16 protein-coding genes are annotated in these 26,465 nt (G+C 47.2%); 5 read left to right on the top strand and 11 right to left on the bottom strand.

Annotated elements, in window-relative coordinates:
• Nucleotides 1-468: 468 nt before the first annotated feature.
• The 5 genes from NW212_RS07325 to NW212_RS07305 are packed head-to-tail and all read right to left on the bottom strand — an operon-like array spanning nucleotide 469 to nucleotide 5,155.
• Complete coding sequence (locus NW212_RS07325; protein ID WP_258337991.1) at nucleotides 469-1,899, bottom strand: RagB/SusD family nutrient uptake outer membrane protein; 1,431 nt, start codon at nucleotides 1,897-1,899, stop codon at nucleotides 469-471.
• Nucleotides 1,869-2,486, bottom strand: coding sequence for a RagB/SusD family nutrient uptake outer membrane protein (locus NW212_RS07320; RefSeq protein ID WP_258337990.1), 618 nt, complete (start codon nucleotides 2,484-2,486; stop codon nucleotides 1,869-1,871). The genes NW212_RS07325 and NW212_RS07320 overlap by 31 nt, the downstream gene beginning before the upstream one ends.
• A gap of 32 nt (nucleotides 2,487-2,518) precedes the next feature.
• On the bottom strand, nucleotides 2,519-4,531 hold the full coding sequence (locus tag NW212_RS07315) for a SusC/RagA family TonB-linked outer membrane protein (RefSeq protein WP_258337989.1): 2,013 nt from the start codon (nucleotides 4,529-4,531) through the stop codon (nucleotides 2,519-2,521).
• Nucleotides 4,491-4,724 (bottom strand): hypothetical protein, encoded by a 234-nt coding sequence (locus tag NW212_RS07310; RefSeq protein ID WP_258337988.1) that lies wholly within the window; start codon nucleotides 4,722-4,724, stop codon nucleotides 4,491-4,493. The genes NW212_RS07315 and NW212_RS07310 overlap by 41 nt, the downstream gene beginning before the upstream one ends.
• A complete protein-coding gene (locus NW212_RS07305) occupies nucleotides 4,670-5,155 on the bottom strand; it encodes a TonB-dependent receptor plug domain-containing protein (RefSeq protein ID WP_258337987.1) in 486 nt (161 codons plus the stop codon). Before NW212_RS07305 ends, NW212_RS07310 begins: the two co-directional genes overlap by 55 nt.
• Before the next feature lie 470 nt (nucleotides 5,156-5,625).
• Here NW212_RS07305 and NW212_RS07300 point away from each other — a divergent pair, with 470 nt between their 5' ends.
• The 5 genes from NW212_RS07300 to NW212_RS07280 all read left to right on the top strand — a co-directional run bounded on the left by NW212_RS07300 (nucleotide 5,626) and on the right by NW212_RS07280 (nucleotide 17,325).
• The gene (locus tag NW212_RS07300; RefSeq protein ID WP_258337986.1) at nucleotides 5,626-9,687 is read left to right on the top strand and encodes a hybrid sensor histidine kinase/response regulator transcription factor; all 4,062 of its coding nucleotides are present in this window, start codon (nucleotides 5,626-5,628) and stop codon (nucleotides 9,685-9,687) included.
• Between the two features lie 102 nt (nucleotides 9,688-9,789).
• On the top strand, nucleotides 9,790-11,079 hold the full coding sequence (locus NW212_RS07295) for a BNR repeat-containing protein (protein ID WP_258337985.1): 1,290 nt from the start codon (nucleotides 9,790-9,792) through the stop codon (nucleotides 11,077-11,079).
• Between the two features lie 77 nt (nucleotides 11,080-11,156).
• The gene (locus tag NW212_RS07290; protein ID WP_258337984.1) at nucleotides 11,157-13,475 is read left to right on the top strand and encodes a DUF2264 domain-containing protein; all 2,319 of its coding nucleotides are present in this window, start codon (nucleotides 11,157-11,159) and stop codon (nucleotides 13,473-13,475) included.
• Between the two features lie 367 nt (nucleotides 13,476-13,842).
• The gene (locus tag NW212_RS07285; RefSeq protein ID WP_258337983.1) at nucleotides 13,843-15,795 is read left to right on the top strand and encodes a family 20 glycosylhydrolase; all 1,953 of its coding nucleotides are present in this window, start codon (nucleotides 13,843-13,845) and stop codon (nucleotides 15,793-15,795) included.
• 252 nt (nucleotides 15,796-16,047) lie between these two features.
• Complete coding sequence (locus NW212_RS07280) at nucleotides 16,048-17,325, top strand: sugar MFS transporter (protein WP_258337982.1); 1,278 nt, start codon at nucleotides 16,048-16,050, stop codon at nucleotides 17,323-17,325.
• 231 nt (nucleotides 17,326-17,556) lie between these two features.
• Here the strand turns inward: NW212_RS07280 and mutL are convergent, their stop codons facing one another.
• The 6 genes from mutL to guaB all read right to left on the bottom strand — a co-directional run bounded on the left by mutL (nucleotide 17,557) and on the right by guaB (nucleotide 26,461).
• Nucleotides 17,557-19,446: a DNA mismatch repair endonuclease MutL gene (gene mutL / locus NW212_RS07275; RefSeq protein ID WP_258337981.1), complete on the bottom strand. Its 1,890-nt coding sequence runs from the start codon at nucleotides 19,444-19,446 to the stop codon at nucleotides 17,557-17,559.
• A 12-nt stretch (nucleotides 19,447-19,458) separates the two neighbouring features.
• Complete coding sequence (locus NW212_RS07270; RefSeq protein WP_375337965.1) at nucleotides 19,459-21,228, bottom strand: OstA-like protein; 1,770 nt, start codon at nucleotides 21,226-21,228, stop codon at nucleotides 19,459-19,461.
• A gap of 16 nt (nucleotides 21,229-21,244) precedes the next feature.
• The gene (locus NW212_RS07265; protein WP_375337964.1) at nucleotides 21,245-22,573 is read right to left on the bottom strand and encodes a peptidylprolyl isomerase; all 1,329 of its coding nucleotides are present in this window, start codon (nucleotides 22,571-22,573) and stop codon (nucleotides 21,245-21,247) included.
• Nucleotides 22,574-22,623: 50 nt separating this feature from the next.
• Nucleotides 22,624-23,478: a peptidyl-prolyl cis-trans isomerase gene (locus NW212_RS07260; protein WP_258337978.1), complete on the bottom strand. Its 855-nt coding sequence runs from the start codon at nucleotides 23,476-23,478 to the stop codon at nucleotides 22,624-22,626.
• Between the two features lie 35 nt (nucleotides 23,479-23,513).
• On the bottom strand, nucleotides 23,514-24,893 hold the full coding sequence (locus tag NW212_RS07255; RefSeq protein WP_258337977.1) for a peptidyl-prolyl cis-trans isomerase: 1,380 nt from the start codon (nucleotides 24,891-24,893) through the stop codon (nucleotides 23,514-23,516).
• A 92-nt stretch (nucleotides 24,894-24,985) separates the two neighbouring features.
• A complete protein-coding gene (gene guaB, locus NW212_RS07250; protein ID WP_258337976.1) occupies nucleotides 24,986-26,461 on the bottom strand; it encodes an IMP dehydrogenase in 1,476 nt (491 codons plus the stop codon).
• Nucleotides 26,462-26,465: the final 4 nt, after the last annotated feature.

The raw sequence follows: 26,465 nt of genomic DNA, 5'->3' as shown, positions 1-26,465 counted from the left end.
GTCAGCCCCCGGGTCATCCCCGAAAGCGAGTGCAAAGGTACGCACTTTTTCCGAATATGCAAGAACTGGGGGAAACTTTTTTCGAAGTTTTTTGGACACCGGAGCGCAACCGGCTGGAATACAGTGGAATGCGGACGAAAAAAAATGAAAGACGGATCAAGGAGAAGGAAAGGCCTGTACATTATATATAATATATGCGCGCGAGAAAGGCATGCCGAGAGCGCAGAAAGAAGGAAAAACGCTATTGCCAAATATAAAATAACGTAACAACCATCAAAACTTTGGCTGGAAAGGGTCTACTCCGTCGTCTGCCCAACCAGCGCAAAACGGAAAAGCACAATAGAGAATATCGCCATGAAAAGAAAGCTTGCCAAGCAAAATACCAGCATGTTCGTGCTGGGCAAACCTAAAAAAGCCGACCGTCATTTTTTATACGGTCGGCTTTATCCCACTTAATGCTATATCATCTTATTCACAAGTTGCTCCCGAAACAATCGGCCAACCTGGATTCTGATAAATCGGAGAATCATCCACACTTGCTCCATCTGAGGAAGTAATCAAAAAGTGCTGAACAGCAATTGGATACAGATAATGCGCTTCAAAGAAATAAAAACCATTATAGTATTCATTTGTTGAAGTTTTTCTGTTCGGCAGTAAATAATCCCCATCAGAAGGAGAAGATACATTATTGTCTGCCTCGTCTGCCTGATCATATTTCAGAAGAGATTCACCTGTTTCGCTATCAACGAACAAATCTTCCATCGGACCAAATATCTTTGCTCCTTTCAATTGATAACCATTTAATTGATCCATTGCCCTCCAACGAATCAAATCCATATAACGGAATCCCTCACCTATGAATTCACAACGACGTTCACGACGGATATTATATAAAGTAGCGTCCACAATTTGCCCGTGAGAATATGCTCCCCAGTCATTTTCGGCCTCCTGTGCCATATCAGTGGCTGCAATTGTACTATTATAGTCCTCATCAACCCCCGCACGCTGACGTAGCTTTCTCCAATATGTATCAAGTTTCGTATCATTCAAGTTTCCGTATCTCAAATAAGAAGCCTCTATATAATTCAAGTAAGCTTCAGCCGCACGATAAACGACAAATGCTGTCTGATCCTGCCCCAGCACTTGATCATTATAATCCATCGAATGCCCTTTTCCCTGAATATAACCAGTAGATGTGGCATTTCTGGAGTCTGATATATAAACACGGGGAGCCGTCGGAAACGTTTCAGGAGTAGTAATATTTTCTGTCGCTTTCACATCTCCGGGTGCTTTCATAAACAACTGCCAACGCCAGTCACGGCCAGTTTTTGTATCACTTATGTAATCATCACCAGCATATCCGCTATTTGCATCATACCAAGGCAAACCATTCTCCATCAAAAAAGCTTTTTCAAACTGCGCTGTATAACCGGTATTTCCGCCATGGTACATATAATGATTAAAATGATGCGTAGCATTCAATGACAAGCTATACTCACGGTACATAATCACTTCCGAGTATTCGCTCGGGTCATGAGAAGCAAACATGTCATAGTAATCATTTGCACTCCCATCATCCGGCATCGTCTTATTATTTGAAGTCAACTCTACAGCATCCGCCACTTGTGAAGCCGCATCCATCGCTTCATCCAGAAAGAAATTGATTTCACCTTCTGCAGTGCCTTCATCATTCGGAAACTGGTAATTCTGTCCATACTCCTTTTCTGCACCCGGCCATCCGGATCCGTTCGGAACCAGAGCTGTTCCGGCATGATATTTTTCCCAAGTGGCTTCAAACAAGGCGACACGTGACTTCAACACCAAAGCCGCATTTCTGGTGATACGGGTTTTGGCCGGACTGTTCGTTGTCAATTCAATAGCCTTATCCAGGTCTTCCAAGATAAAACGCGCACCTCATTTCTCGGCTTGCGGACAGAAGCTTCCGTCAGCTCCTCCATATTATCAGACAGCGTATTCTCCACGATCGGGAAATCACCCAAAGTGCGCAAGCGATAAAAATATTCCAATGCGCGGAGGAAATGCGCCTCCCCCAAATACTGTTCAATGTTTTCAGCCGATCCTGAAATAGAGACCTCCTCATAACGGGGAGTGACGGTTTCAATGAAATAATTCAGCGCATAGATATTAGTAAAGTTCCACTTTCCGCCTGTCTGCCCGACAGTCCATGTATCCTGCAAATAACGCCCGTTTGTTCCTTGCTGGTTATCTATAGCATCGTCATCATAATATGGCGAACCGTTCTCACTGCCATAATGGCTCGGAAGCATGCCTCCCTTGTCATCGCTGTCCCCGTCATAATTGTCATAATCCGCATAATAATTGTCCACATAAGCCTTCAACTGGTCTTCACTCCACAGGTACTGTTCGGGTGACACGTCAGACTGGGGCTCCTCGTCCAGAAAATCATTACATGCAGCCAAGGCAAACAACGAAACGCCCATAAACAGTCTACCTGCAACTTTCATAAAGTCATATTTTTTCATAATGTACATTCTAATTAAAAGTTAACACTCAAGCCAAATGAATAAGTACGCGACAACGGATACACAGTACCTCCCTGCTTGCCTATTCCGACAGTTTCGGGATCCATTGTCTTGCTCAGCCCTGTGATTGTCCACAAGTTCTCACCCGAAACATATACCCTTACATTCTGCAGACCGATTTTCTGAATGATATGCTTCGGGAAGGTATATCCCAGCTGCAGATTTTTCAGCCGCATGTAGGCGGCATTCTGCAAATAACGGGTCTGCGTCTGATGATTTTTGTTGCTGAACAAAGGACGAGGATAATATCCGTCAACATTCGCTCCCAAATTAGACGATGTGTCCTCCGCACGGAAATAATCCATATGCTCTTTGAATGCAGTAGACCACCACTGCCCGCTTCCGGTCACGCCCCAAAACACCAAGCTGTTCTCTCCCGGAGCATAATCACGCTTCAGCACTCCCTGCCAGAACATGGAGAAATCCAAGCCTTTCCATTGGAAATCCAATGTAATGCCCGTGCGGAAACGCGGCGTTTCGTTACCAATCTTCTTCAAGTCACCATGATCGTCCAAGGTGTTACTTCCGTTATCAACTTTACCGTCGCCGTTCAAGTCGGCATACATAATGTCGCCGGCCTCCCATTTCGTGCCAATAGCAGTCTGTCCGCCGTTCGGCAAAGAAGCTAAATGAGCGTCCATTTCCTCCTGCGTCTTTGCGATGCCGATCGTTTCATATCCCCAAATCTCACCCACCAATTCTCCTGCAATGTATGTATCCAATGAATTTGTCGGATTTGCATAGCGGTCAATGCGAGTCTGGCTGTCGGAAACATTCACTTTCACTCCGTAGCTGAAATCACCGATTTTGTCTCTCCAGCCCAGCGAGAGTTCCCAACCGAATGTTGTCAAGTCGCAGTTATTAGTCACTGGCACATCAGTTCCCAGTATAGCAGGAAGCTCAACACCAGGGCCAACCATGTTTCTCGTCTTGCGCCAGAAGTAATCGAATGATCCGGTCAAACGGTTGTTGAACGCACCGAAATCAAGACCGAGATTGGTATTTCTAATTTTCTCCCAGGTCAGAGCCGTAGAAACCAATCCAGGAACGGTTGCTGTATTGGGGAATGCACCGTCCTGCAGCCATTTACCGTTACTGGCAGTAACCGTCATAATCTGATAAGTAGGATACCAGTTAGTTGTGTTCTGATTGGCAAGTTCACCATAGGAGCCTCTCAATTTGAATGTGCCGATGTAATTGGCCAAATCGCCCCAAAAAGCTTCGCGTGCCATATTCCATCCCAAAGAGAAAGACGGCGTCCAGATCCAACGGTTTTCTTTGCGGTAACGTGAAGAACCATCATATCGCAGATTGAATTCAGCCAAATATTTTCCGTTATAGTCATAATTGATTCTCCCAAAAAATCCGGCGGTCTTCCAGTTCTTATAGATTCCGTCGATAGTGTAATCATCCACATCAGTGGTTTGTGAGAGCACCGGAAAGTCAGAGGTGGTCAGCCCGGCACGTTCTGCGGTCACATCCCGATAATTCATCATTTCGGCCTGAAAACCAGCCATCACTGTAAAGTTATGCAGGTCATTTAACGAAAAATTATAATTCGTGTATAAAGTCGGATTCAAATAAGTTTGTTTCAATGAATATTCCGAAACTGAAGGTTTAGTTGCGCTTGTCGTACTTGGGATATACGTTTCTTCCGGATTGTCGGCATAATGCGCATAAGTCACCAGCTGCTCCTCATGTGTCCAATCATTGTCAGTCTTGATGTTCATTTCACCGATAATATTCCAATTCTCTAACGGAGTAATCGTGAACCGGAACTGCTGAGAAAGAATGTCATTCTGTTCCTTATGCCGCCCACCGTCTTGCAATGCAGAAATATAGTTGATATCAGCCATCAGATAACCGTTCGGATCATATTTGGCACGGACGGGACGAGCACGACGAAGAATATTATCATAAAAGCCGTCATCCATCGTGGTAGGCCTTCCATAAGTCAGTACGTACATAGCGGCTGGAGTAATCCACTTTCAACCATTTGTTCACCTGAGCACTGAACTTGCCTGTAAAGGTATAGCGGTTATAGGTGTCCTGGCCGTAACGCATGAACCCCTTTTGCCCCATGTAGTTTCCGGAAACATAATAAGTCAGCTTGTCCGTTCCTCCGCTGACGCTGATGTTGTGTTCTTGTGAAGGAGCCATGCTTTTGTAATATTCTTCCAGCCAGTCGACGTTGGCGGTGGTGTAATCATAGTTCCATTTGCCTCCGGATCCTTCCCCCATACTACATCATCGGTCTTTCCCTCCATATAATCCTTCACCTGCTGCATATAGTCGGTTTCATACAGGTGGTTGCCGGAGTTGTTGAACTTCGCCTCATCAAACAAGTTTACAAACTCCCACGAGTTCGCCATCTCCGGCATGTTCAGCGGAGTCTGGAAACGCACGTTCATGTTATAGTTCACTTGCGCGCGCCCTGTCTTGCCGCTTTTCGTCGTCACCAGAATAACGCCGAACGGAGCGCGGGATCCGTAGATGGAAGATGCGGCAGCATCCTTCAGCACAGAGATGCTTTCAATATCCTGCGGGTTGATTGTGGTCAGGTCACCCTCCATGCCGTCAATCAAAATCAACTTCTTCCTCCTATTTCCCAAATCAACAGACAACATTAAAAACCGCAAAAACATAGAAAAATAAGCGCAACAATAGAAAAAATAAGCAGATAGCCCGGAATTTCCACACAAGACACGAACAAATGCCAAAAGGCGGAACACAGATAAAATCCGTGCATCTTCACCAGTCTGCCTTTCTGCCACACCCGAAAACTGCATATACGCTCACATATTCTATAGTCCAGCACGTGAACCGTACGGATCACATATGTGGACCATACGGTTCACTGCGTGATCCATACGGTCCAAGTGCCGGACCGTAAAAGAGACAAGCATAAAGCGGGCTTTAATACATAACGGGCAGACAAACTGTCTTTCAAGCAATCACAAACCGTTCACGAGCAGAGAAAAATTCGTCTAATCGCCTGAAAGGGAGAAAAAACATTCCGACAAAACCAGAACCTTAATCTCTTTTCACTATATTTGTTCGCATGATACGAAGAACATACATCAAAATAATGACAGGATTTGCCGCACTGCTTCTGCTGGCAATAGGAAACGGGGAGGTCCGCGCACAAAGTGAATTCACATTCAAGCGTCTGGACGTTACCGACGGAATGGCAAGCAACTATGTCGTAGACATCACGCAAGACGAACAAGAATACATTTGGATTGCGTCAGAATCCGGCTTGAGCCGGTTCGACGGAAAACGGTTCACCACATACAACATTTCCAACTCAAACATCAGCAGCAATGAACTTAATGTACTGTTCTACAACAGCTATGACGATGCAGTGTGGATAGGGACACAGCGAAACGGAATCTGCCTCTACGACTGCAAGCAGCAACGCTTCACCCGCTTTTTCCGCTCGGGAGAACTCATAACCGACGACGTTACAAACATTGTGCCCGCGGCAGACGGAGGGCTGTGGATCGTGCATTACCACTTGGGAATCGACTATTACAGCAACAAGGAAAAGAAGTTTACCAGCTACAAGGCAAGCGACATCAAAGGACTGGAAGGCAACTACTGGTGTGCGGCAGACGACGGGAAAGGCCACCTGCTGGTCGGGAAAAACACGAACGGACTGAGTGTCGTCGACCTGAAAACGCGTCAATGCAAAAACTTCATGCATGTCCCCAATGACCCGAACAGCCTTCCGGGGAACTGCGTGAAATCAATATTCATCGACAACACGGGGAATATATGGGTGGGGACGTCAAACGGACTGGCACTGTTCAACCTTGAAGAAGGAACATTCACGGTTTTCAGACACAACCCCGAAAACAAATACTCGCTCATATCAAACCAGGTAAACGACATCGGACAAGACAAAGAAGGCAGAATATGGATCTGCACCTATATGGGAGGAGCGAGCATCCTTGACCTGCATGCCAATTCATTTACGCGCCCCGAAGACACGCATTTCAAAAACATCACGTTTACAGGCAACAAGCACGGGCTTTCATCCCCCAACGCACGCTGCTTCATGCAAGACTGTTTCGGGAACATCTGGCTGGGCAACTACCGGGGAGGCGTAGATTTTCTCAGCTATAAAAAGCCGGACTTCCAGACGCTCGACTTTCTGAGGATGATGGACGGGCAGCTTATTGGCAAACAGGTGTGGGGGCTTGCGCTGGACAACGAGGGACATCTGTGGGCAGGAGGAGAAAACGAAATAGTGATGTTCGACGGAAAAGACATCAAAAAAGTCATTTCGCTGAAGGACAAAACGATTCCGTTCACACACGTATCCCATATACACACCGGCACAAACGGAATGCTCTGGCTCGGGATGTACTGCAACGGCCTGCTCAAATGCAACCCCAAAACAACGGAAGTGACAAGGATAGCGATTCCGGACGAACCGGACGCCGAAGTGTGCTGCTTTTTCGAAGAGGAAGGAATCCTGTGGATCGGCACACAGGAAGGATTGTATACGTTAAGAAACGGAGCCGTAAAGAGAGAAGAAAACATCACCCGGCAAATGCCGGACCACATGATACACGGGATTACAAGAGATAAAGAAGGGAAACTCTGGGTAGGCACCTTCGGGAAAGGACTGTTCGTGTTCGATAAAAACCAGAAACTGGTGAAACGGATTGAAACATCCGACGGACTGGCATCGAATGCCGTCAACGCCATATACAAGGACAGCAAGAATGAACTTTGGGTGGCGACAAGAGCCGGTGTCGCGCACATAAGCGATACGAAGAACTACACACTCCACATATACGGAAACAAGCAGGGGCTCCGGACAGAAAATGTAAGAGCCGTCATTGAAGACAACAAAGGCCAGATCTGGCTCAGCACAAACGGAGGCATCTCGCTATGGAGGCCCGACAAGCAGCGTTTCTACAACTACGGACACCAGCAGGGAGTGCCTCAGACAGATTTCATGGACGGTTCTGTATGCAAAGACAAAGACGGCACGATTTACTTCGGATCGCAAAACGGGGTATGCTACTTCACTCCCGAACAGCTGACCGACAACAACAGCCGCATCAAAATCAAGATTACCGGAATCAAAAGCTACGGAAACAAATCGAAAAGCCTGGAAGAGGCCGTCCTTGAACGGACCGACAACGAAAGCGTGAAAGTTTCGCACCACAACAACACCATTGCGGTGACATTCAATGTAATGGACTATACGTTGAGTTCTGAGGCTGAATATGCCTATATGATGGAAGGACTCACCAAAACGTGGTTTGAAACGGGAGAAGAAAACGAGATGATTTTCCGCAACCTTTCGCCCGGAACATACAAGTTCAAAGTAAAGGCCCGGCTTCTCAATCAGGAATGGGGAGAAGATTTCGCCTCGATGAAAATCACCGTCAGTCCTCCGCTCTGGCTCACATGGTATGCAAAACTGCTTTACGTGATTATCTGCGCAGGAATACTGTACCTCATTGTGCGCTTCTACAAACGCAAGCTCGCGCTGGAAAGCCGCCTCAGCCTGGAACACCACCAGCACGAAATAGACAAGAAGCTGAACAACGAACGGCTTCGTTTTTATACGAACATCACGCATGAACTGCGCACTCCCCTCACGCTGATACTTGGCCCGCTGGAGGATTTGCTTGCAGACAGGACGCTTTCGCCCAAACATCTGAACAAAATCAGCATCATCAGGGACAGCGCGAACAGGCTGCTGAACCTGATCAACCAAATTCTGGAGTTCCGCAAAACCGAAACCGAAAACAGAAAGCTGAAAGTAGCGCAAGACGACCTGGGCAAGCTGATTCAGGAAATCGGACTCAAATACAAGGAACTGAATCAGAATCCGAATGTGAATATAAGTACAGAAATAAAGACAGAAAGCACTTCCATCTGCTTTGACCGGGAGATAATCACCATTATTCTCGACAACCTGATGTCGAACGCACTGAAATACACCCCGAAAGGAGAAATAATACTTCAGCTCAGCTCGTGCGAAGAAAATGGGGTGGCCTACACGGAGATATCGGTCAAGGATACGGGACACGGAATATCGAAAGAATCGCTCAACCACATCTTTGAAAGGTATTATCAAGGCGACAGCAAATACCAGGCATCAGGCTCAGGCATCGGACTCGCGCTCGTGAAATCGCTTGCCGACATACACCAGGCCACTATCAAAGTGAACAGCGAACCGGAAAAAGGAAGCGAATTCATCCTCCGCCTGCTCACGGAAAACACCTACCCGAACGCAGAACGCAAGATAGTCGCACAACCGGACAGGCCGGAAGAGCAGAAACCTGAAAGCGCGAACATCGAAACAGACGAAAACAAGCCGCTCATTCTTGTCGTGGAAGACAACCGCGACATCAGCGAATATATCCGAAGTTCGTTCGAAAGCATATACGATGTGCTGATAGCCAACGACGGGAAAGAAGGATGGGAAATCGCATCGACCCGTATTCCGAACATCGTCGTTTCTGACATCATGATGCCCGTAATGGACGGAATCGAACTGTGCAAAATGATAAAGGAGGACATGCGGACCAGCCATATTCCGGTTATTCTGCTCACGGCAAAAGACACATTGCAGGACAAAGAAGAAGGATATGCGGCCGGAGCAGACTCGTTCATAACAAAACCCTTCAGCGCGCGTCTGCTGGCAAGCCGCATAAACAACATTCTGAACAACCGGCGGAAAATCGCGGCAAGCCTCGTGCCTTCCACTCCCGAAGCGGAAAAAGAAGCAAGCCAGGCAATGGAGAGTCAGGAAAACAACCTGAACAAGCTCGACAAGGAGTTCCTGAAGAAAGTGACGGATATCGTTGAAGAAAATCTGAGCATGGACAAAATGGACGTGGCATTCATAGCCGACAAGATGTGCATGAGCCACTCCACGCTCTACAGAAAAATCAAAGGACTCACAGACATGTCTGTCAACGAATTCATCCGCAAAATAAAAATGCGCAAAAGCGTGGAACTGCTCGCTGACGGCGAACATTCAATTGCCGAAATCTCCGACCTGACAGGATTCAGCAGTGTGGCCTATTTCCGTCAATGCTTCAAGGATGAATACGGAATGGCTCCTTCGGAGTATCTGAGAAAGAAGATATAGACTAAAAGCCGAGTTTCTATGCCACCGATGACGAATTTTTCATGACATATGAGCAAGTTTAGCCGTATCTTTGTGAAAAACGAACAATAAAAACATCAAGCTATGAAATACATACGTTTCTTCACTTTGCTGCTGCTTTCGGGATTCATTGTTCCGGCAATAAGCCAACGGCTGGTAAAAGCAGGAATGGGCTACAGCAACACATCGGTCAATACCGCAGTTTTCCGGAGTTCATCCGTTGTTACGGACGGAAACGCCCAATATATTTCCTATTACGATCCGGAAGGATATGTCACGCTGGGAAAGCGCAAACTCGGTTCTGCGGAATGGACCATCAGACGGACACAATACAAAGGAAACGTGGCAGACGCGCACAACGTTATCAGCATCATGACCGACGGCGACGGATACATCCATGTAGCATTCGACCATCACGGACAAAAACTCAATTACGCCCGGAGCACCGCTCCCGGATCGCTGGCCTTAGGAGAAAAGATTTCCATGACAGGAAAAAACGAAGAGGACGTGACCTATCCGGAATTCTACCGCCTGACCGACGGAAACCTGCTGTTTGCCTACCGGTCGGGAGCTTCCGGAAGAGGCAATCTGATTCTGAACAAATACGATCTGAAGAAACGCGCATGGCATCGCATACAGGATATTCTGATTGACGGTGAAAACCAGCGAAACGCCTACTGGCAACTATACGTGGACGAAAAAGACGGGATTCACCTGTCGTGGGTATGGCGGGAAACATGGATGGTAGAAACAAACCACGACTTGTGTTACGCCTATTCTCCCGACGAAGGGAACATATGGTATAAGTCGAACGGAGAAAAATACAATCTGCCGATCCGCAAAGACAACGCAGAATATGCCTGGCGCATTCCGCAAAACAGCGAGCTCATCAACCAGACAAGCATGAGCGCAGACAAGGCGGGCCATCCCTATATCGTGACCTACTGGCGCGACGGCAACAGCAAAATTCCGCAATACAGACTGGTATGGAATGACGGAAAAGAATGGCACAGCCGCCAGATAATGAACCGCACCCTCCCGTTCTCTCTGAAAGGAGGAGGAACGAAAATGATACCCATCGCACGCCCCAAAATCGTTGTCGACAACGGAAAGGCATGGTTTGTCTTCCGTGATGCGGAACGGGGAAGCAGAGTTTCGATGGCCTATACCGACAATATCGCATCGGGAAAATGGACAGTGAGCGATCTGACAGACTTCCCGGTGGAAGCCTGGGAGCCGGGAATAGATTCGGAATTATGGAAAAGCCGGAAACAGCTGCATATTTTCGTACAGAAGACATTTCAAGGCGACGGAGAAAAGACTGTAGAAGCCGAACCGACTCCTGTCTACGTTCTGGAAGCAGACATCCGTTAAACACACCCCCTCCGTCCATGGCTGCGGACAAAGCAGATATTCAAAGAATTATATAACAAACTTAATTAGAGGACATAATGAAACATTTCAACAAACTTCTATTCGTGTGTGCGGCCGGAATCCTGCCAGCACTGGCCACAGCGAAAACATCGGAAGCTGTTCAGGCAAGAAAGATGATCGACAAAGTAAACCAGCACTGGCAGGCGGAAAACAAGGCGGAAGTGCGCTCTTTCTGGGACAATGCAGTATACCACACAGGAAACATGGAAGCCTATTTCCTGACCGGAAACCAAGATTATCTGAACTATACAACCACGTGGGCCGAGCACAATCAATGGAAAGGAGCTAAAAGCGACAACAAAGCCGAATGGAAATATTCATACGGAGAAACAGACGAATACGTGCTCTTCGGCGACTATCAGATTTGTTTCCAGACGTATGCCGACCTGTATCAGATTGCACCGGATGACTACAAAATCAGAAGGGCTAAAGAAGTGATGGAATATCAGATGAGCACGCCCAACAACGACTACTGGTGGTGGAGCGACGCACTGTATATGGCCATGCCGGTGATGACGAAGATGTATAAAATAACCGGCAATCTGAAATATCTTGACAAGCTTTATGAATACATCACCTATTCAGACAGCATCATGTTCGACAAGGAAGAAAACTTGTACTACCGCGATGCAAAATATATTTATCCCAAACATAAAACTGTCAACGGAAAGAAGGACTTCTGGGCGCGAGGAGATGCCTGGGTCGTAGCCGGACTGGCAAAAGTGCTGCAAGATATGCCGGCAGAATACAGGCATCACGAATTTTTCGTAAACAAGTTCCGCCAGATGGCAAAGTCTGTAGCCGCCATCCAGCAGCCGGAAGGATACTGGACACGAAGCATGATAGATCCGGAATTTGCTCCAGGGCCCGAAACAAGCGGTACGGCTCTTTTCATGTACGGCATCATGTGGGGAATAAACAACGGCTATCTTGACAAGCCGACCTATATGCCAGTCATTGAAAAGGCATGGAAATACCTTTCGGAAACAGCCGTTCAAAAAGACGGGACGGTAGGCTATGTGCAACCGATCGGCGAAAAAGCCATCCCGGGACAAGTCATCAACGCAGAATCTACCGCCAATTTCGGTGTCGGCGCATTCCTGCTGGCTGCCTGCGAATATGTACGGTACCTGGAAAGCTCTGACGCAGCCGCACTTGCCGACCGTTCATACTGGTGCAAATTGGCTTACGACATGGCGGCACCCGTGCTGAGCAACATGGCAAAGGGTGAACTGCAGAAGAACATGATACTAGAAGTAAGCCCTACATGGGACGGACGCAACAAAAAAGTGGCTTATATGGAAACTTTCGGAAGGCTGATGGCCGGAATCGCACCGTGGCTGACACTTCCCGACGATGACAGCGAAGAAGGAAAGATGCGCAAACAACTGCGCGAATGGGCGCTGGCAAGCTATAAAAATGCCGTAGACCCGCAAAGTCCCGACTACCTGCTTTGGAGAAAGGAAGGACAGACGCTTGTGGACGCCGCATACGTGGCAGAAAGTTTCCTCCGTGCTTACGATGCGCTCTGGATGCCGCTGGATGAAACCACAAAGAAAAGGTATGTTGAAGAGTTCCAGCAGTTGCGCCGCATAGACCCGCCTTACACCAACTGGCTGCTGTTCTCATCAACCATCGAAAGCTTTTTGGCAAAGGCCGGAGCGCAATTTGACGAATACCGCATCAACTCGACTATCCGCAAAGTTGAAGAATGGTATACCGGCGACGGATGGTATTCTGACGGACCGACTTTCGCATTCGACTATTACAGCAGCTATGTGTTCCACCCGATGTATCTGGAAACGCTTCAGGCCATGAAAGATGCCAAAGTGCGCTCACGCATAGATTATGCCAAATATTACGACCGCGCACTGGTACGCGCACAGAAATACAGTCTGATTCTGGAACGCTTCATCTCGCCCGAAGGGACGTTCCCCGTATTCGGACGCTCCATCCCTTACCGCATGGCAACCATGCAGCCGCTTGCACTCATGGCATGGTATCAGAAGCTCCCGGCAGGCGTAAGCAACGCACAAGTCCGTTGCGCACTGACTGCCGTAATGAAACGCATGTTCGCAACCGGCCACAATTTCAACGAAGGAGGCTTCCTGACCATCGGATTTACAGGAAAACAGCCGAACATTGCCGACTGGTACACGAACAACGGAAGCCTTTACATGACTACCCTCTCTTTCCTTCCGCTCGGTTTGCCGGCTTCGCACCCCTTCTGGACAGATGCAGCACAAGAATGGACCAGCGTAAAGGCTTGGAACGAGAAGCCGTTCCCGAAAGACCACGCATGGAAAGACCAGATTCGTACATGGGATCTGTTCTAATGTGAAGAAAAACAATGCACACCTCAACCCAAGGTCGGACTCCAGGCAAGAAGTCCGGCCTTGTTTTTGAAAACAACAAGCATCCCGCACTAATTGCATCCAAGAATCATATTTTCGCGTTCTTTCTTGCAGGTTCAAAAATTTCCCCGTAAATTGCCACAGTGTTTTTCCGGATCCGCCGAATACATCATTATCTTTCAAGCGCAGAAGCTTAAGAAATACTCGTTTTCGCGGAAAGAAAAAGCACGCTTTCAGTTTTAGAGCCTGTTTAGACTTTCCAATAAAGCAATATGATATCAGGTTCTTAACTTAAAGAATAAACGCTCTAAATAATACTTTAACTTTTCACGTAATAAAACTGATATTCATGAAAAACATTTTGAGAATTTTCTGTGCGCTGCTATTATGCGGCTGTCTGGGGGCGAATGCCACGAATGTGAAACCAAACGTCATTCCGGAGCTGAAGGAATGGAAAGGACAGGACGGCTTCTTCGTCCCGGGTGAGAATATGCGGATTGTATATGATGCGCCCGCACTGGAAAAAGTGGCAACGCTTTTTGCGGATGATTATAAAGAGATGTTCGGAGTGCGCCCGGAAGTTGTTTCCGGCAAGCCTTCGGAAGGCGACATTTTCCTGACTGTCAAGAAAGACAAGAAACTGGGAAAAGAAGGATATACGGTGGCTGTGGCGAAGACGGTGAAAGTCACGGCACCAGAACCGGTGGGCGCATACTGGGCTACGCGAACCCTTCTCCAGATCAGCGAGCAGTCTGAGAACCGCCAGTTGCCCAAAGGAACAATCCGCGATTACCCGGATTATGGCATGCGGGGTTTCATGATCGACTGCGGACGGAAATTTATTCCCATGCCTTACTTGCGCGACCTGGCGAAAATATTGTCCTACTACAAGATGAACGTGCTGCACGTGCATCTGAATGACAACGGTTTCAAGCAGTTCTTCAATCACGACTGGAGCAAGACATACGCCGCTTTCCGTCTGGAATGCGAAACATTTCCCGGTCTGACAGCCCGCGACGGATATTATACGAAGAAGGAATTCGCTGATTTCCAGCAAGAGGCTTCGGATATGTTTGTTGAAATTATTCCCGAAATCGACGCTCCGGCGCATACATTGGCTTTCAGCCACTACAAGCCGGAACTGGGAAGCAAGAAATACGGCATGGATCATCTTGATCTGTCCAATCCCGAAACCTATAAGTTCATGGATGCGCTTTTCAAGGAATATCTGGAAGGAGAGAATCCTGTGTTTGCAGGACCGCGCGTGCATATCGGCACCGATGAATATTCAAACAAAGACCAGAAAGTCGTAGAACAGTTCCGTGCCTTCACGGATCATTATATCCGACTGGTGGAAAGCTACGGGAAGAAGGCCTGCATATGGGGAGCCTTGACACATGCCAAAGGAGAAACGCCGGTAAAAGTTGAAAATGTGGACATGTATACGTGGTATAACGGTTATGCCGACCCGAAAGAGATGGCTAAACTGGGCTACAAGCAGGTATGTATCCCTGACGGAATGATGTATATCGTGCCGATGGCCGGATATTATTACGATTATCTCAACATCAAATACCTCTATGACTCATGGACACCTGCACACATCGGCAATGTGGTGTTTGAGGAATACGACCCCACACTTCTTGGAGGCATGTTTGCCGTGTGGAATGACCATGTTGGCAATGGCGTTTCGGTGAAAGACATTCACCATCGTGTATTTCCAGCCTTGCAGACGGTGGCTACAAAGACATGGAATATTGCTCCTTCCCGGACGTTTGACGCCTTCGATGCTGCACGCGGACAGCTAAGCGAGGCTCCCGGCGTAAATCAGCTGGCCAGAATCGGGAAAGCGCCGGGACTGGTTTATCAGGTTGGCGAGGTACGCCCGGGCATGACACTGGAATATCCGGAAATAGGATATGACTATACCGTGTCGTTTGATTTGCAGGCTGCATCCGAGGAGCCGGGAACAGAACTTTTCCGTTCGCCGAACGCAGTGTTCTATTTGTCTGACCCTGTAAACGGCATGCTGGGATTCTCGCGCGACGGCTATCTGAACACGTTCGGTTTCCGTCCGTATCCGAATGAGAGAGTGACCGTAAAGATTACGGGAGACAACAGGTCAACTTCTCTGTATATAAATGGAAAGCTGATTGAAAAGATGGATGTGCAGAAACTTTATTTCAATGCTGGAAAAGATTCCATGAACTATCTGCGCACGCTGGTCTTTCCGCTGGAGAAGGCCGGCAATTTCAAGAGCCGGATCACCAACCTGAAAGTATACAATCACCTTGTCGAATGACTGGAATAATATGCTGAAAGGAAATCCACCCATCTTGCCGTCCTGACGGCGACATGGGTGGATTTCCTTTTCAGACAGCCATGCAAAGCCACCTCCATCAGGTTTTACAAGCCGACAAGTCCTTATCCGAAACAATATTATAGATGTTTCAACAAATTTGCTATTCTTTTCAATATATGTAAAACATCTTTCAACAGAAATAAAGACATTCTGCCGCACGCCTGCGTATTTTTGCAGAAAATCTTATTATTTATGAAAAGACAAAACAGATATTTCCCGTTGGTGTGCATCATGATGTTCTGGTTCACCATTTCTTTTATCACCAACATTCTCGGACCTCTTATCCCGGAAATCATCGACAACTTCCAGTTGAAGGATTTGGCTATGGCAGGCTTCATCCCAACTTCATTTTTCCTCGCCTACGCTGTCATGTCCATACCAGCCGGACTGCTTATAGACCGTTTGGGAGAAAAGCCTGTACTGTTCACCGGATTTCTGATGCCTTTCATCGGCTCAATGCTGTTCGCCTGCTTTCCCTGCTATGAAGTGCTGCTGGCCTCATCATTCATTATAGGACTTGGCATGGCCATGCTGCAGACGGTCATCAATCCTCTGCAACGCGTGGTAGGCGGTGAAGAAAATTACGCATTTGTGGCAGAACTGGCCCAATTTGTTTTCGGAGCAGCTTCTTTCGTCAGTCCGCTGGTCTATACATGGCTTATCCATGCTCTCTCGCCCGACATGTACAAACCCGGGAACAACGCACTGCTCGACACATTGGCCTCGCTGACACCGATGGAACTCCCTTGGGTATCTCTCTATTGGGTGTTCACTGCGCTCCTCGCTGTAATGCTGATTATAGTGGCTTGCGTCCGCTTTCCTCATATCGAACTGCGGGAAGATGAACGAAGCGGATCATCAGCATCCTACTTCAATCTGTTCCGCCAACGCTATGTGTGGCTGTTCTTTTTGGGAATCTTCTGCTATGTGGGTACAGAACAGGGAACTTCGGTATTCATGAGCACTTTCCTTGAACATTATCACGGCATCGACCCGCGCACGGTAGGAGCACAATGCATAAGCTGGTTCTGGGGATCGATGACCATCGGCTGTCTGGCAGGAATGCTGCTATTGAAACTGGTTGACAGCCGCCGCCTTCTTCAAATCTCCGGCCTGATTTCAATGCTATTGCTCACGGCAGCGCTTTTCGGAACAGCAGATATGGCCATTATCGCGTTTCCGGCTATCGGATGCTGCATATCCATGATGTACTCGATTGTTTTTTCATTAGCTTTAAATACGGCGACAGCTAACCACGGCTCATTTGCCGGCATACTCTGCACCGGAATCGTCGGCGGAGCAGGAGGTCCGCTGCTGATCAGCCTGCTGGCAGACGCCACCGACCTCCGTACAGGCATGTGCCTTATATTCCTTTTCATGGGATATCTTACCTTTATAGGATGCTGGGCACACCCGCTAATCAACAACAAGACAATCGCCTTAAAGGAACTGTTCAAAAGGAAAAAATAAGAGGCTGTCGTTTAAATTTCCCGGCCAAACAATACTGCCAGCTTTCCTTTGTGCTTGTTTCCGGTATGTGTTCCTGTTTTTCTTCAGCGGATATTCCGCTATTTCCCTCACCAAACAGAGAAACATTCTTAGGAACATATCTCAAATTACAGCAGAATAAAAGGAGAAGATTCTCTGAAAAAAAGGGCTGCAGCTTCACCGGAAAGCTTGCAGCCCTTCAAAGCGTACAAATCATTTAAACATATTTTCTATGTCCTCTTCTTTCAGTACAGCAAGCACCTTCTTGCCATCAGGAGTATAGTTGGGCGTAGAAGCAGAAAAAAGACTGTCCACAAGATTATCCATCTCCTCATCAGTCAGCACCTGACCCGGAACGATTGCAGCCGCTTTAGCCAAAGACAAAGCCAGAACGCTTTGGACCTCTTCTTTCACTTTGCTCCCCTTATCAATGGCAGAATGCAACAAATCAGTCAGCAGCTTTTCCGGGTTCAGTCCTTCAATTCCGGCAGGCACTCCATTAATGGCATAAGTGCCGCTTCCCAAATCACTCAATTCGAATCCCAGATAATTCAAATCATCCATTATTTCATTCAGCACAGGAATTTCATCTGGAGCGAAATGCACCATATCAGGAAAAAGGACACGTTGGGAAGCATTCTTATGGCCTGCAATCTGACTCATATAACGGTCATAAAGAATCTTTATATGCGCCCGCTGCTGATCTATGATCATCAATCCCGACTTGACGGAAGTCAAGATAAAGCTTCCCTTAAACTGAAAATGGTGCATGGAGTTTTCCGGTGCTCCCTGTTTTGAATAAAGATCGGTTTGAACACCGCCCTCACCGGCAGAGTCTGGCTCTGCCGGTTCCTCCCAGATCTCATTGTCCGGAAGCACGGCGTTTTCCGCTTTCGTCTGTTTTTCCAAGCCTTGAAATAAAGGCTGCCAATCCGGACTCCCTTTCGGATGATAAGAAGAATATGCGGATGGAGGCACCGAAGAAACATCAAACGGATTGTATGTCGGATCAAATGATGGCTTGATAGAAGCCGGGGCAGCAGTATAAGGAGCCGTACTCAACGGCGGAATGTCAGGCATACCGTCTACATCAAAGTCAATGGAAGGCACTTCATTAAAACGCCCGAGCGTTTCCTTGACTGCGGCAGACAGAATCTGCCAGAGCGCCTGCTCATTCTCAAACTTTATTTCAGTCTTTGTCGGATGAATATTGACATCAATATTGGCAGGATCAACGTCAAAGTAAATGAAATAAGAAACCTGCTCTCCAACCGGAATCAGATTAACATATGCGTCAGCTACCGCTTTATGGAAGTACGGATGACGCATATAGCGCCCGTTTACAAAGAAGAATTGCCTGGCACCCTTTTTGCGCGAAGCTTCCGGTTTGCCTATAAAGCCATGAACATGTGCCATTGTCGTCTTAACGTCAAGCGAAAGCAATTCCTGATTCAACTTCTTTCCGAAAACACCCATAATCCGCTGGCGCAATCCCATGGCTGGAAGATTAAGCATTTCCGTACCGTTATGAAGCAAGGTAAAAGAAACCTCCGGATTTACCAGTGCCACCCTTTCGAACTCCGTCAAGATATTACTCAGCTCTGTCTGGTTGGATTTCAAAAATTTCCGGCGTGCAGGCACATTGAAGAAAAGATTTTTCACAGAAAAGTCGCTTCCTTTAGGGCAAGCTACAGCTTCCTGGTTTTCAACCTTAGAACCCGAAATTTCAAGCAGCGTCCCCAACGTTCCGTCCTGTTGGCATGTACGCAGTTCAACTTGAGCCACGGCAGCAATGGATGCCAGCGCTTCACCCCGGAACCCCATCGTATGCAAGGAAAACAAATCGGAAGCCTCCCGGATCTTAGAGGTGGCATGCCTTTCAAAAGCCATGCGCGCATCCGTTTCAGACATTCCCTTTCCATCATCAATGACCCGGATGCATGTTCTGCCTGCATCCGTCACACTGACATCTATATGCAATGCTCCCGCATCAATGGCATTCTCAACCAATTCCTTTACGACCGACGCCGGACGCTGGATCACTTCCCCCGCCGCTATCTGATTAGCCACGGAATCAGGCAACAACCGAATTACGTCACTCATATATAAAATCTCCTATTTTTGTTCTTTCTTATCAAAAAGATGGCTGTTAGGCAACTCCACAGGTCCGCGTATATTCTTTTTCAGCTGGTCTTCCACCCGCTTCGCACGCCAATTGAAAATATCCATCTTATTCAGCGGACGTATGTAATCGAACCACACAAAATTTTCGAGCTTATCCTTTCCGGGCGGAATCTGCGACATCGGATAGAGCGTTCCGTTTGACTTGGGACTCATCACCATCCTTTCGATCTTTTGATTGGCCAGATAAATCTCAAGCTTACTGGTTTCGGATACATTCATGCCAATCAGCGTACTGTCGGAATCCATCGGATAATATACCACCCGGACAGAGCCAATCACTTCCGTTTTTTTCATCTGCCCTCCGGAGAAATACGACTTGATTTCTTTCCCGGTCACCTGATTATACAAAGTCGAATCCACCCGCTCCACCGAAAGAGCCTGTCCTATAATATGCGACCAGTCGATGGTACTATCATTCATGTACACTTTCATCAACTCACCCACAAGCTGCTGGTTTTTGTTCCATACAATCGGGTCACGATACATGGTAAGACAACTGTCGACAGTAGAAAACACAAGCGAATCTGCCGTACCCTGAATGTCCGTACGATAGAAGCGCACTTTATGGAATGCCCTCATTTCGCGATACATCGAATCCGTATCCAGATTGAACGTTTCCATCAGCAACGTATCTCCGTGAAGAAAAAGGCTATCTCCCTGAGAATAATCAATCGCTACCGCACTGTCTGTCGCAAAAGCAAACTTCTTCAGCTCATTATAATAACCGTATTCACCGGTCATCATATTCTTGTTCACCGTATCAGTCATCACCATGTTATGAAAGGCTTCTCCCACACCTGTATTCCGGTTATAGAACAGCGTATCTCCCGTAAGCTGCCTCCCTTCATTGGTCAGTACAGACCGGTCGTACAAATCAGCCATTCCCGTTACCGTATTATAAGTCCCTTTCTCTGAATAAATGTGATTAGCGTCACTCCAAATATCCGAAGGCCCTACAATATCTGCTATTTTAGTAGCCGTATTGTAACGCAAAGTGTCGGAAGTCAGCGTAAACTGCGGATTCACCAGACGCACGTTATAATTGAAAACGGACTGTTTGGTTTGCGGACTATATTCCCCCCACTCGGAAGTCAGCACATTCTGGTCATCCATCATTGTTCCACCGTCGAAGAAATACCCCAGATTATACACACGGTCATAGTTCAAGCTGTCGGTCAGCAACGTAGTCGTTCGGTTTTCCATGCGCACATTGTCACGCATCCGCGCAATCTGCGTCAATCCGTCATAATACAGACGGTCGCCATACAAGAACAGTGTATCCCCCTGTTCCATCCGCACATTACCGAAAGCCTCAAAGCTGCTTATTTTGTCGTAATAACAGGCACTGTCGCAATACATATAGATACTGTCATGACGAAAGCGCACATTCCCAATCACAATCTGAGCTTCGGGATGCTCCGCATCTTTACGAAGCAGATCTGAATGCAGAAGATACACCTTGCTTTTCGCTGCCGGCCTGTTCCGCACTTGACGCGATTGCCCTGTCTGCCCGGATCTTCCTGCCGCACTGTCTTTTACAACAACGGGCTTCGTTTCTTTTTTTACGGTACCACCGACATTCCGCAATGTATCTACCACTTGCGCAGACACACAAAAAACGACAAGACAAAGGACCGCAACCAACAGGAACCGGTGAGATCGGTCCGAACGTTTGTTGTTATTCTGTATCACACCCATCAGTCAGCTGTCAAAAATCTTATTGCTTTATCCATCCCGGATACTTGAAATCACATTTCCGCCATTCAGGACTGATTCTCACATACGTAGCACGCTGTTTCTCTACAATCCATTCCTGAAGCTTCTCCTCGCTTCTCTTGGCTGTAACAATCTCCTTCAGCCTCTGATAATCTTCTGAAATCGTAGCCTTATGCCCATCTATTCTGTTTTTCAGCTTCACAATGGCACAAACTTCCTTTCCGTTACCGTTTATCATCGTAAAAGGCTGCGAAACCTCGCCTATCTGCATATTCTCAACAGTCTTTGCAACTTCCTGCGAAATCAGGCCTGCAAGCTGCTGCATTTCAAAACGGGAAGTGGACGTCTGCGGATTGGCAAGCAATCCGTGATTGTTACGCGTATCTTTATCCTGAGAAACCCATGTAGCAGCCTCATCAAAAGTCACTTTTCCCTTCCGGATGTCATTGGCAAGCGTATCCAGACGGTTCAACTCCCTTTCAATATCCTTTTCATCAACACGCGGCTTCATCAGAATATGACGGTAGCTGATACGGTCGCCTCGTTTCTCTATAAGCTGGGCTATATGGAAACCATATTCTGTTTCAAAAACCTTTGATATTTTCTTCGGGTCTGTCAGGTTAAATACCACATTGGCAAACTCCGGTGTCAGTTCGCCGCGCCCTGTAAAGCCGTATTCCCCCCCCCGACGGGCAGAACCCGGATCTTCCGAATAAAGACGGGCCAATGTAGAAAAAGTCGTTTCTCCCTTATTGATACGTTCGGTAAAATCACGCAACTCCTTCTTGACACGTTCGATTTCCTCCTCTTTTATTTTAGGCTCACGCGTAATAATCTGCACCTCCACCTGTGTAGGGACAAAAGGAATGCTGTCCTGCGGCAAGCGGCTGAAATAGTTTCTCACCTCGGCAGGAGTCAATTTTATGTCCCCCACAATTTTCTGCTGCATCTGCTGTACAGTTTTTCCGTTACGGATATTCTCACGGAGCATCTCCCTGATCTGGGTGGAAGTCTTGTTGTAATATTCCTCCATCTTCTCTTTCGAGCCAATCTGATCGATAAGCCACGACATCTGCGCTTCCACTCCCTGCAACACTTCCTGGTCAGTCACAGTCACACTGTCTATTTCTGCCTGATGCAAAAAAAGTTTCTGCACAGCCAGTTCTTCCGGAATCACGCAATAAGGATCACCGTCGAAATGTCTTCCTTCATACTGCGCGTTCAAACGCTCATTCTCAACGTCCGATTTCAGAATGGCCTCATCACCAACCACCCATACCACTTCGTCGATTACATTTTCCTGTGCATGCACTGAGCCTATCCCCAGCATCAAACATATACACACACAGAAACAAGTCAAAGTCAGTCTATTCATTTCTATCAATTATAATAAATTATCTTCTTATCCTCTAAAGCCCGCTTATACAAGTCCGACTTCATCCGGCCTATATACTCAGCCCGTTTCAGATTCACCAATATTTCTCTTATTTCTCCGGAAGCGTATTCCAGCGGCACACGCTCTCCCACCGGCAATACTTCACAGACATGCAACAGATAGCGGAAAGCAGAATCAGAAACCTCAACGCTCCTATGCCCACGCAGGTTGTCAAGATCTTTCTTAACCAACGGCATCTGCAAAGAGATTTCAGAAAATGGCTTCCATCTGTCAGGAAAGCACTCATAACTTACCGCATGTGAGATGCTGTATTTCTCCAAACGGTCCAGATTGCCATTTCCTTCCGGATTCTTCATCCAGGCACGCACATTTTTAAGCGAAGCCGCATGCAACGGCACTTTCATGAATACACCTTTCAAGTAAGGCTCCGTCGCAACAAACTGTTCAGAATGAGTGTTATAATAAGTTTCTATTTCCGAATCAGCAACCTTGGATCCAAGTTCCTGTTCTACCAGCTTTTCTTGATAAATATGTACAGTGAGCGCACGGCGATAAGCTTCCACCCTTTCATCTATCTCTTTGCCGTCCGGAAGGTTTTCAACCGCCTGCTGATACATCAACATATCTTCAACCCATGTACGAATATACTTTTCTGCAAACTGCACACTGTCCGCACCATGGACACCGACTGGCAAAGCGGACCTCAAATCGCTTTTATACAGACTGTACTCGCCCGCACGAACCACCGGCTCCCCACTCTGATCATCTTCGGAGGTCTGGTGGCAGCTACATACAAGAAGCATAAAACATGTCACAATCCATACCTTACTTCGCTTCATACAGCAATAATTAATGAACGAAGATACTGCAATAATCAGTTACTTCCACCACAATTAACGGTTTTTAAAACCTCTTTATTGATTTCTACCAAGTAACGGTTCTTCAATTCCGCCAATCGCGAGTCTTGACAAGAGCACAAATAATCCTTACGAACCTCATCAATAACATCCAAATAGCTTTCTGGACCTTTTTTCAACCGTTTTCCCAAAACAAAAGTAAAAGGCAGATCTGGGAAAGGAACAAACGAACCGCACTTGAAAGCCAGCCTGTCAACATAGGCGTTCACTCCAATTCGGAACACTCCGGTTTCGACAACAGCCTCCAGCCTTTCATCTTCTGCCGCCAGTTCCCGGATCTTTTCATTCCACTGTGAATAAGGAATCTTCTTCAATATCTTTTTCAGACGTGAGGCCGACTTCTTATCAAGACAATGCACGACTCCTCCCCTGAAATGGGGCAGACTCCATTGATACTCTTTCCGATGGCTTTTGAAATAACGCTCCAGGTCTTCGTCAGAAACCTCCAACGGCATTGTTTTTCCTTGCATCTTATCCCAATAAACGGCCAGCAATTCATCTTCAACGCGATTTAGCAAAGCAGAAACAGCCACCGGCCAATTATCGGTTCCATCTTTCCACGCCCGGAACAAATCCGATCCGGCAAATGGAAGCTGCGCCTTTTTCTCCGGCAGGCCCCGATCCGGAACAGCACTTTCAGCCTCCATTCCATGCCTACGGTTGATTAAACGCACGATATGCACTCCCAACGGAGAATAGAAAGGGGCGGAAAACTCTCCCGGTTTCAGTTGCTCGAGTTTTCCTACAAACTCATCAAGCAAAGCCGACAAGGGAAGCCACTCATCCGGACGATAACCAAAACCCTCCCCCTGTCCGTAGCATGAAGCCATAAACTCAAAAGAAGCTCCATGCTTCAGCGCATGATAGACAGAATCCATCCGCTGTTCCGCTTTCCGTTCATCCCCTGCAGAAGAATGCTGCGGCAAAGACAAAGTGATATGCTGGATTTTCACCCAATCATCTGCCGGAAAGTTCCCATGGCTCTTACTCCCATTCAAACTGGAATAATCTTTCTTCCCTTCAGCCTGAGCCACATAATGCTCCAAAGCCTGTCCCTGAAGCATCCTGCACTGCAAACGGAAATCCATAAGCGTATCTATTTTCATTCGCCGTGCATCGGCTACTTTCAGCTTGAAATAGAGGAAATAATTGAAAAGACGTTCTGAGAACTCCCTCTCCCCCGCACCTGAGCGTTCGCAATAGCCATTAAACTCCCCAACCGAAACAGGGTTACCATTGAGCGTAAACAAGATATCAGCATCTGTACCCGCCCGAAGAGAGGCACAATCCAATGCGATTCCCAATGCACTTACAAGAAGCAATTTCTGCCACATCATCCTTAAATTTATATGAAAAAGACAAGGGGTGCCCGAATATCTTAACATATTCACAACACCCCTTAATACAATCTTGAGAATTTTCCGATAAATTACTGCGGACGGCTGTAATTAGGAGCCTCGCTCGTAATAGCCACATCGTGCGGATGACTTTCCAACACGCCGGCATTCGTTATACGAGTAAACTTGGCATTGTGCAATTCCATAATATTATGCGCACCGCAATATCCCATACCCGAACGAAGTCCTCCTACCAACTGATAAATGACTTCATACAAAGTTCCTTTATACGGAACCCGGGCAGAAATTCCTTCCGGAACCAGTTTCTTCACATCTGTTGTATCTGATTGGAAATAACGGTCTTTTGAACCATTTTCCATAGCTTCAAGCGAACCCATGCCGCGGTAAGACTTGAACTTACGCCCGTTGAAGATGATTGTGTCACCCGGCGACTCTTCTGTTCCGGCAACCAACGAACCGATCATTACGCTGTATCCACCGGCAGCCAGTGCCTTTACCACATCGCCTGAATAACGCAAACCGCCGTCGGCGATCAAAGGCACACCCGTACCCTCCAATGCCTTGGCTACGTCATATACTGCAGTCAGCTGCGGAACACCTACTCCGGCAACTACACGTGTCGTACAGATAGAACCCGGACCGATACCTACTTTCACCGCATCCGCACCAGCCTCAACCAAGGCCTTGGCCGCTTCGCCGGTCGCTACATTACCGACAACAATATCAATTTCAGGAAATTTCTGCTTAGCTTCCTTCAGTTTGTCAATTACATTCTTTGAATGGCCATGAGCCGTATCAATAACAATGGCATCGGCCCCAGCCTTCACCAAAGCCTCCATGCGCTCCAGTGTATCCTTGGTCACACCCACACCGGCAGCTACGCGCAAACGCCCTTTCGAATCTTTGCAAGCCATCGGTTTGTCCTTAGCCTTTGTAATATCCTTATAAGTTATCAATCCTACGAGCTTGCCGTTGGCATCCACAACAGGAAGTTTCTCAATTTTATGTTCCTGGAGGATATTGGATGCAGTCTCCATATCTGTTCCCGGAGCTGTGGTCACGATATTGTCTTTTGTCATCACTTCATCTATCCGCTTTGACAAATCCTTCTCGAAACGAAGGTCACGGTTTGTCACAATGCCTACAAGATATTTCTCGTCATCAACCACAGGAATACCGCCGATTTTATATTCAGCCATGATATCCAGTGCATCCTTCACCGTTGATCCCCTTTTAATTGTGACAGGATCATAAATCATGCCATTTTCGGCACGCTTCACGATAGCTACCTGACGCGCCTGTTCTTCGATGGACATATTCTTATGAATCACACCGATACCCCCTTCGCGTGCAATGGCAATAGCCATCTGCGCCTCTGTAACCGTATCCATAGCTGCAGTTACAAACGGAATTTTCAACTCAATGTTGCGTGAAAACTTAGTCGTGAGCTCGACTGTCTTAGGTAAAACTTCTGAATAGGCCGGAATCAACAATACATCATCATACGTTAATCCGTCCATAACAACTTTATCTGCAATAAATGACATAGGA

This window comes from Bacteroides sp. ET225 (assembly GCF_024733745.1).
Classification (GTDB): Bacteria; Bacteroidota; Bacteroidia; order Bacteroidales; family Bacteroidaceae; genus Phocaeicola; species Phocaeicola excrementipullorum.
Note: the sequence above shows the minus strand (reverse complement) of the source record. Positions and strands in the feature narration are given on the sequence as shown.